The organism is Nostoc sp. CHAB 5715 (assembly GCF_020829685.1).
Taxonomy (GTDB): Bacteria; Cyanobacteriota; Cyanobacteriia; order Cyanobacteriales; family Nostocaceae; genus Nostoc.
In genome coordinates this window covers 1-6846 of sequence record NZ_JAIVFR010000348.1, presented here as the reverse complement: position 1 = coordinate 6846, position 6846 = coordinate 1, and the positions used below count along the sequence as shown (strand labels likewise).

The following is a 6846-nucleotide window of genomic DNA, read 5'->3' as shown; positions in this document are numbered from 1 at the left end:
ATGATTATGCCATTTCTCCTCAAGGATTTCAAAATGAAGTGATTTGTCATTGATAAATAACCAATGCCCAATGCCCAATACTTCGACTTCGCTCAGTACAAGTGACCAATGACTAATGACCAATGACTAATGACTATTGACTATTGATTTTGGGTCGTTGATTCTACGTAGCTGCTACTGCCAAACTCATTTGCCCGTGCGCTAGGTACTAGTGTCCAACCTGCTTTGAGAAGTTTTTGATAAGTTGCCCAACCTTTAGAACCACCTGGTATTTGATAATCTGGGACTGTAAAACCTCTAAAAGCTGTGTAAGGACGCCAAGGTTGATTGGGTTCTGTCTGCAAATACAAAATTTTTTCTCCGTCGCCACCAAATTTAGGTAACCAGCACATTTGTCGATGCATTGCAAACTCCTTCTACTTTCCTAGTTAATCATGCACAATAACAGATTTTTGTCAAGCTAATTATCACCCTTGTGGGATACTTTTTGCCTAATACTTTAGACAAAGTGTAATTAAGTTCTATCCACTTCAGGATAATTATTTCACAAGTCATAGCTTGCAAGACATCTGCTAGAGGGACATGAAGATGAACAGCTTTACTCACCTTATTTATTTATCGGGTGAGATTTTTTTAATGTTATCCGCGTTATTTGGGTTTGTGTGTAACAATAACTACTTTTTTGCTTAAGTTCGCAATTAGACTATTTGTTTTTTTGATTAAATACATAAAGCCTATTGCCAATTTCGGAAATTACTTATAAAACTAGATAAGTCGGCATGATAAAACCTGTGTATGTTGAGTTTTGTCAAAACTGTGAAATGACCAATGCATAAGCTATTGGGTGATTTTACGTTTCGTCACATAGCTTGATTTTTTAACTCAGACTTACTTTATATCGACCCTTTCTCTTCGTCCTCTTTTTTTGGCGAAGGTATTGACGATCGCTAGTATATTCTTTAAGGAAATATTGGATTTAATATGAAAACCGTCGATAATTATATAATTCAAAAGCAAATTAAACTAGCTAGACACCCACTTTTCAACCAAATTACTAGAGAAAGTTCTCTAGAAAGTATAAAATTGTTTGCTCAATACTTGAGTTTCTGGGTTATGTCTTTTCAGGACGTATTACGAATAAACGAAATGCAAATGACTGATAGTGAAATCCGTAAAGTTGTTCACCATCATTTAGTCGAGGACATGGGGCACGAGCAATGGTTTTTAAGGGATCTTCAACAGTTGAAAGTTGAAGAACCTAATCTTAAACTGCTATATAGCCAGGATTATATTTTCACCCGCGATGCTACCTATGCTATAATGTCGGAGGTTTTTCGAGCAAGTAGTGATATTGAAAGAGTTGCTCTGATAATGAGTCTTGAGTCTACAGGTCACATCTTTTTTGAGTACACTGCAAGCTTGGTGAAACGAGTCGGTTATTCTGGTAACCTCAAGTATTTCTCAATACATCATTTAGATGTTGAAAATAATCACGAAATTTTTGAGCAGGAAATGCAAGATTTTTTAAATAGTATTCATCTTTCTGAAGATGAAGAGAAAAAAATTTGTGAGATCGTTGACCGTGTGTACCAAGCTTTCACAATTATGTTTGATGGCTTTAAGCTTTTATTGGGCAAACAAAGCAAGATCAAGGTTTGTTAAAACAATTCGTAATTCGTAATTCGTAATTCGTAATTAAGAGGATGTTTAAAAAGCAATACGCTTGGGTTGAACGAACGCGAATTTATGTTGAGCGAAGTCAAAACACAGCGTCCTGTAGGGAAGTGAAACCCAACAAATGCCCGAAAGAAAATGTTGGGTTTCGTTCCTCAACCCAACCTACGCAAATTTATTTTTGAATTTTGAATTTTGAATTGTTATTTTTCTGGCTTAACCCAAGCGTATTGGTTTAAAAAGTACTTTTGATAAGAGCCAGGGGGCAGGGGAAAAGGTGCAAACCAAGCCGAATTGTGGGTAAAAGCCCCTTTGCTCCTTGTCTCCCAACGTTTTGAGCAACAACCGCTTTTTTGCTGGTTTTTCTCCCTTGCTCCCTGCTCTCTCCCCCCTGCTTTTTCACAACCTGTAACTTGGGTTATCAGAAAGAGGGAGCATACAACTTATCGCCGACAATCTGGCGAATTGTCTTGACTAGTTGAGTGTATCCAAAGTCAGATAAAACTGGTTTTGCTCCTTGCAAGTGAATTGGTTGATCTAAATCAATCCATGACTTGCAACCGCCGTATTTAGGGTGGTAAGGAATTTCTTGTTGGGGTAGTTTATATGTCCGCAGGAGGAGAATATAAAGCGGCTGGCGTGGCTTCCATTTGAGGCGATCGCTAATAAAATGCTCGTTCCAAATATGGAAGGGAAGCAATGTGTTGACAATAGACTCATCGCTAACTGGCAAAATATCTGTAATTTCAGCCCAACTGCTGATGGGCACTTTCTCTGGATGCCAACCTGATGTTACTGGATAAACATGATTGGCATACTCAGCTTTCAGCATGAAAGCTTGTTGATGTTCATAAGTAGGGTAAAGCAAAATTTGCTTGTGGGCAACTTGGAAATGTCCATTTCGTTCATGGATACCACCTTTGCGGAGCAACATAATTGTTTTGCCACTTTCCAAGGCATTTATGGCGACTGCCCATTCTTTGAGAGCATGAAAAGTTGTAGTCAATTCCATCAGCATCTACTGTAACTCTGATTTAATTTCAAGCTAAGACCGATAACGTGTGAAACTATCTAGGGGAATGAATTAGAAAGCAAGCGTTAGGTACAACTGAAGTCCAAATCACACTTAATTTTTATTCTCTCCATAAATGCGAATTAATTCAGCTACAAGAGCAGCGATCGCAGATACTGTAATCAACATGACACTCAGCGCGTTAATATCAGGCTTGACTCCTGTTCTAATGCGGCTAAAAATTTCCATTGGTAGGGTGTTATAACCGCTACCAGCAGTAAAACTGGCAATGAGAAAGTCATCTAAGCTCAGAACAAAGGCCAAGAGACAACCAGCTATAATACCAGGCATTAATTGAGGTAATAATACTTTGATGAAAGCTTGTGTTGGTGTTGCACCTAAATCTAGTGCTGCTTCTTCTAAGTGAGGATCTAAATTGGTAAGTCGGGAAGCAACCACAAGTCCGACGTAGGCGAGACAAAACACGATATGGGCTGCAACTATCGTCCACAAACTCAAAGGGATTGCAAAGGCTGCTAGACATACTAGGGTAGCCACTGCGATCGCAATATCGGGAATAATCAATGGTAGGTAAGCAACACCCTGATACAATTTTTTACCAGGAAATTGGTAACGCGCTAACCCAACCGCCATTAAGGTTCCTAGTACTGCTGAAATCCCAACTGCAAAGCCAGCAACTATTAAACTATTTTGCAAAGCTGATAAAATGCGATCGTCACCGAACAACTTGCTATACCAATCGAGAGTGAATCCTTGCCAACCTGCACTGTAAGGTGACTGATTGAAGCTATAAAAGCTAAGTACCAGTATGGGCAGGTACATGAACACAAACATCAGCAGTGAGAAAACCGCCTGCCATGAGACACGCGGTTTTTTGAGGGATGGAGAGATATTCACGTTTATATTTGATTTTTTTAGATAGTAATATAAAATATCATACTTAATGTAATAAGTCAATACTTTAACTCTCTTCTCTCCCTTCTGCCTTCTGTTAAAAGCTTAGTACAGCTTTGCGTAAAATCGTGGCGAATTGAGGGTTGAAATTTAAACGCAGAGGGGCGCTAGGTAAACGCAAAGGTACGCAGAGAATTAATGAAATGTTGTACTTAGATAGAATTAATGTTGAAGGAAAGTTGCTCAAAAATTGATTATGCAGTTGATTCTTTAAATAATATTTTCAAATCAAGTACTTGATAGGCAATAGTAGAGGATTTCTGCTTATTATCACTATTTAACTTAAATTTTGTCGCTCATATAAAACCTATATTTAAAATTGCACCAAATTACTAACAATTAATGATATAAAATATATTTACCTCTTTAGTAGAGGTTAATTTATGTACAAAGATAGACAAAAAATATAAAAGCAATATCACTTTGCAGAATCAAAATGCAGAACTGAATTAAAGTCTAACCGATTTCTTTTCCTTTTTCTTTTCCTTTACAAACTCAATCACAATCACCGCTAAGTCTATGTATTTAGTGGGCTTTAAATTGCAAAATTGTATAGAAAATCACAATAACTCTTGGACTGTTCTACGACTAGTCTGTAACTGCTCTGCGACTGCTCTAGGACTGGTTTCGGGAATCAAAAATAGCAATTACTAAATTCTCTACGACTAGTCTACGACTGTTCTCGAACTACTCTACGACTGTCGCAGGGAATAGCTATTTTTTGTAAGCAACAATTCTTCGATGAAATAATAAAATAACCGTACCCATTACGCTTATTTTGGCTAAGTTAGATTTGAGCCATTTTTGCATGGCGTTTGAGGCGAAAAAATGAAAATTTTGAGTAAGAAATAATTTTAACAGGGTCAGGAGTAAAATGGCATACGCGATCGCGCGACTAAAAAAATTAAAGCGAAGTAAGATAGCGGGGAGTGCATCTCACACCAGCCGCGAGCGAGAAACCCCCAACGCTGACCCCAACCAAGAAAATATCAGATTCATTGGTAGCAATAACCCAGAGGAACGACTGGAAGATTTGGTTTTGGCTAAGATAGCCGAATATGAGCAGAAACGAAAGATTCGCACAGATGGGGTGTACTGTGTAGAATTTCTGTTGAGTGCTTCACCTAGTTATTTCCGCCCAGATTGCCCAACCAGAGCAGGTTATTATGAACCTCAAAAACTGGATGATTGGCTAGAAGCGACTCATCAGTGGTTAGTAGATGAATACGGAGAGCGGATAGTTCGGGCAGAGTTGCACCTAGATGAAACCACCCCGCATATCCATGCTTACTTTGTCCCTTTGGATGATCAAGGACAATTACGGTGTAATCATTTTTTTGATGGACGGCAGAAAATTCACTCTTTCCAAGATTCGTACTATGACACGATGCGGCTGATTGGACTAGAGCGTGGGATCAAGGGAAGTAGAGCGCAGCACCAGGACATCAAGGATTTTTACAGCATAGTGGAATCGGGGCGAGATTTAGAAGTATCAGACCTGAACCCAGAGCAATTGAAGGCAAAAGCCGCCGACCGGGATAGGGCGATGCGGCGCTTTGAAGAGATAGAAGCTACAGCTAAAGCTCTATCGGTTGAAAATGAACTGTTGCAAAAACGGATTCAGCAATTAGAGCAACAGAATCAGTTGTGGCGGCAACAGACAGAGCAATTACGCGACTTAGCCTTAGAGGATGTAGCTTGGGAGTTGGGGTTAGACCATGAGCAAGACAGATGGCGTGGTCAAAATCACATCATTAATATAAATCAGTCGAAATTCAGCGATCTCGCTCCTGGTTCTCTATTGGGGGGAGATGGTGCAATTGACTTGGTAATGCACGTTAATGAGTGTAATCTGCGTCAGGCGATCTCGTGGCTAAGTGAGCGTTTTGGGGAAGCTGGGGCAGAAAGAGCTGCTTTAGCCCAGGCTCGAAAACAAGCTACTGAAATTATCAAAAGAGAGCCACCGCCAAAATTTACACTACCAGTTGAGGATAAAAGTAAGTGGACAGCAGTTCACAACTACTTAACACAGAAACGGGGGATACCTGAAAACTTTGTGGAAGTTCTGCACAACCGGGGGTTAGTTTACGCTGATGACCAGCAAAACACTGTGTTCGTCATGCGGAATCTTGGCTCACTACCCCAGGCACTAGGTGCGTTCCTGCTCCCGACACGGAGAGAAGTCGGAGCGGCGGCTTGGGCTGATCTGAACTTCGGGGGAGAAAACAACACTTTCAAAGGTTACGAGAAAGGAAGCAAGCGGCGTGAGAGCTGGTTTTACTTTCACTTGGGTGGACAGCCTACTGATTCCCCAGAGAAAGTAGTCCTGTGTAAGTCGCCCATCGATGCCATATCTTTTGCAATGCTGGAGTATCAAGTCAGAGGTGACGTGCCATCAAATAGAACGCTCTTTCTGGCAGTGGATGACCCCAAAAGTTTACCAGTAGAGCAATTGCAGCATATTCCTACTGTACAAGTAGCCTTTGCTCCTGATGAATCTGATAATGCAGCTGCATGGGCTGTAGCGGGTGTACTGCCACAGGCTCGAAGGAACAAGTGTTCATCTAGAGATTGGAATGAGGAACTGGTGAATTTCTCACGCCAATTGCAGCAGCATCACTCCCAACAACGGGATGAAAACCGGGGGATGGAGCTTTAAGAAGTTCTGCTCCAATTCACCCTCGGTAGTTTAGGGCTTGCTGAATAAGTCTCTAAAAGAAATCTAGAAGCCGCACAGCTTGCAAACTAGTTGTTTCGTCGCTCAGTTTTCAAATTTACCCAGCGATCACTAACGATTGTGCAAGGGTTTTGAGACTCTAGATGTCATGGTCTTGCACTTGCTTGGTGTAAAAAGGCTTGAATTCCTTATCTGGACTACCTTACACTTTTATTAAGCAAGCCCTACTTATCTAATTTGTTCGTTCTTCCACTCGTCAATCGTCTTGCAAGCTTTACCATTCGGAATTAGCCCATTTGAGGATACGCCAAAATTTGTAAGAGTTGCATTTTCTACTTCTGCATTTGCAACTGCATTTCGTAATATCTTCTCTTTTTCTTGTTTCGATACAACTTCTATTTTTACATCTGTAGGTTGAGGGTTACTTCCTTTCTTCAATAAAAATTCTCTGACAACATATAATTGCTGTTCTTTCGGAGTACCTGATACAAGACATCCCCTAGCTTTG

The 6846-nt window shown here is 40.3% G+C and carries 5 protein-coding genes and 1 pseudogene; 2 read left to right on the top strand and 4 right to left on the bottom strand.

All coding sequences use genetic code 11. From position 1 onward, the window contains the following. Positions 1 to 140: 140 nt before the first annotated feature. Positions 141 to 404, bottom strand: coding sequence for a hypothetical protein (locus LC574_RS19560; protein ID WP_100896936.1), 264 nt, complete (start codon positions 402 to 404; stop codon positions 141 to 143). A 577-nt stretch (positions 405 to 981) separates the two neighbouring features. Between LC574_RS19560 and LC574_RS19555 the strand changes: the two genes are divergently transcribed. Continuing rightward, the gene (locus tag LC574_RS19555; RefSeq protein WP_229455038.1) at positions 982 to 1662 is read left to right on the top strand and encodes a hypothetical protein; all 681 of its coding nucleotides are present in this window, start codon (positions 982 to 984) and stop codon (positions 1660 to 1662) included. Between the two features lie 433 nt (positions 1663 to 2095). On the opposite strand, the gene LC574_RS19550 is transcribed toward LC574_RS19555, so the two are convergent. Continuing rightward, positions 2096 to 2692: a DUF1802 family protein gene (locus tag LC574_RS19550; protein WP_229455037.1), complete on the bottom strand. Its 597-nt coding sequence runs from the start codon at positions 2690 to 2692 to the stop codon at positions 2096 to 2098. 108 nt (positions 2693 to 2800) lie between these two features. Then, complete coding sequence (locus LC574_RS19545; RefSeq protein ID WP_368736708.1) at positions 2801 to 3604, bottom strand: ABC transporter permease; 804 nt, start codon at positions 3602 to 3604, stop codon at positions 2801 to 2803. A 931-nt stretch (positions 3605 to 4535) separates the two neighbouring features. Between LC574_RS19545 and mobV the strand changes: the two genes are divergently transcribed. Beyond that, a complete protein-coding gene (gene mobV / locus LC574_RS19540; RefSeq protein WP_229455036.1) occupies positions 4536 to 6320 on the top strand; it encodes a MobV family relaxase in 1785 nt (594 codons plus the stop codon). 246 nt (positions 6321 to 6566) lie between these two features. Here mobV and LC574_RS19535 read toward each other — a convergent pair. Then, a pseudogene (locus tag LC574_RS19535) lies at positions 6567 to 6846 on the bottom strand (hypothetical protein); the annotation flags it as partial.

What these genes read in the sequence shown, in the direction of transcription:
- LC574_RS19560 (WP_100896936.1), bottom strand. Translation starts at nt 404, where the DNA reads ATGCATCGACAAATGTGCTGGTTACCTAAATTTGGTGGCGACGGAGAA.
- LC574_RS19555 (WP_229455038.1), top strand. Translation starts at nt 982, where the DNA reads ATGAAAACCGTCGATAATTATATAATTCAAAAGCAAATTAAACTAGCT.
- LC574_RS19550 (WP_229455037.1), bottom strand. Translation starts at nt 2,692, where the DNA reads ATGCTGATGGAATTGACTACAACTTTTCATGCTCTCAAAGAATGGGCA.
- mobV (WP_229455036.1), top strand. Translation starts at nt 4,536, where the DNA reads ATGGCATACGCGATCGCGCGACTAAAAAAATTAAAGCGAAGTAAGATA.